Annotated in this window: 1 protein-coding gene; it reads right to left on the reverse strand. The window is 38.9% G+C overall.

The features are described 5' to 3' along the window. Positions 1 to 349: 349 nt before the first annotated feature. The gene (locus tag ADJ83_RS21580) at positions 350 to 1,696 is read right to left on the reverse strand and encodes an ISLre2 family transposase (RefSeq protein WP_048717475.1); all 1,347 of its coding nucleotides are present in this window, start codon (positions 1,694 to 1,696) and stop codon (positions 350 to 352) included. Positions 1,697 to 2,024 lie beyond the last annotated feature (328 nt).

A 2,024-nucleotide genomic window follows, 5' to 3' on the forward strand; every position in this document is an offset into this window, starting at 1 on the left:
GTTTGAGTCAAGTATTTGTGGGAGAAATTTTTTATCGTCGGAATTTCTCTCTTTTTCAGTGTGTTTGCTATCTCTATTGTTAACGCTTTCTATACTTACTCTATTTATAGTCAGGCTGTTTTCGTAAAATTTTTTGGGATCAATAGACCGTTCCTTTCCGCTACAGGCACTTGCTTTCCGCGGGGAGGAAGTCGAGCCTCCTCGCCGTTCCGGCTGTGGGGTCTCGACCTTTCCTCTATGTCCCGCAGGAGTCAAGTGCCTTTCGCTCCAATCCACTCTGCGTTTTCTATGTTGTTAAAATCCATAACCTTTTAGAATACAGTTTACAGTTAAACGTCGACAATCCTTTTTAAAATCCTTGTAATGCTTTTAACGCATGATATAGTGGCTTTCCTGTTGTTTGACTCAAATAGGCAATGTTTTGTCTTGTTGCCTGTCCTGCTGTTTTGGTTAGTTTTTCACGGTAGTATTTTGGTTTTATATGATTTGATTCCTTCTCTTCCAATCGTTTCGTCATTGTTCCGATCAGTGTTTTAATATCTAATCCATCTTTTAAGCCAACCATGAATCGAATAAATGCATCTATTCCTTTTTCACTCCATGCCCTTCCGTTTTTCAGACGCTTGGCAAACACACTCATGGTTCCTTCTGCGCTGCCCATCGGACGCATATCACTCGTATCTATTCCTTGTTCCTGTAACCAAATTCTATAGTCTCCAAGTGCCTCGGGATATGGAGAAAGCTGGTTAATTAATGCTTCTAATCGTTCTTCTTTTTTCTCTGTATCCAGGGTCGCCACTGCACTATTTAACTCTACTAATAATCCCTCTCCATCATACTTAGCTAGCTTTTTTCGTATCGCTTTATATCTAGGATGTTCTTTAAAAATACGTTGGATTTCTCGAGCTACGTGGAATCTGTCTATCGTGAAAAAAGCTTTCTTTTGAAAATACTCTCTGCACGCAGTTATCCAACTAGCTCCGTCCCCATTGATAGCTAAAAGATGAGTAGTTGGATCGTAATGATACGTATCCATTAAAAATTGTTCTAACTCTTCCCAGAAAGGTGCTTCTGCTTTATGAATAAAATGCCGTTTTCCCACAAGACTGGCTCTCTTTCCATTCATAGACCAACCTTCATGGATAGCTGCGATCTTTTCTTCTCGTCCGCGCTTCTTACCACCTTGCCGTTTAATAAATAAGCCATCTACTTCGATAAATAATACCTTTCTTTTTGGTTCGATTGGCAAGCTCGGTACAACTTCTGTTTGTAATAAATGTTGACGAATCGCTTCATGACTAGCTACAGAGTATCCAAGTAATTTTTCTAACGTAGAAGATGCATGTCTGTATGATGGCCCAGTAACCGCCAATTCCATCGCCATTTCTTCCACAACTGGACTAAATCCTTTACCGCCCTCAAACTGTAAATATTGATCTAATAAATAGACATATTTGTTGCCGATACGATCCCAATAGTAATTTCGCTTAATTGAAACAGATCCAAATAAGGTGTCCATCTGAATCGCTCTCTTATCTTTGAGTTGATATCTTCCTTTATCTCGTTGTTCAGCTATTTCTCTGTCATACCCAGTTAACAGCTCCTCGAGAACTTCCGAAAAAGTTTCCTGTAATGTTTTAAATAAATCACTTTCTATTTCTTTTAATGTAGGTAGTTTTATGGTATTTTGTTTCATAGGGACTTTCTCCTTTTGTATGTTTTGTCCGCAAACACTACTATACAAAAAGAAAGTCCCTTTTTCTTTATTTTTGCTCATACTACCGCGCTTGCGTTTGGTTGGCGGTCTAACGACCACCAACCAAACCAGAGGGTAAATTATTTTCTACCCACAAACATTTTACTCATACGGTTAATTTAATAGTGAAGAAGGAATTTGATTGTGGATTTGATGTGGGGTTAGTTGCGAGTTTGGTACTTTTATTTGCGACTTCCCTGCTTTTACTTGCGGCTTTTGTACTTTTACTTGCAACTTTCGTACTTTTACTTGCGACTCTTGCACTCTT

It is taken from the genome of Bacillus sp. 522_BSPC (assembly GCF_001076885.1).
Lineage (GTDB): Bacteria > Bacillota > Bacilli > Bacillales > Cytobacillaceae > Niallia > Niallia hominis.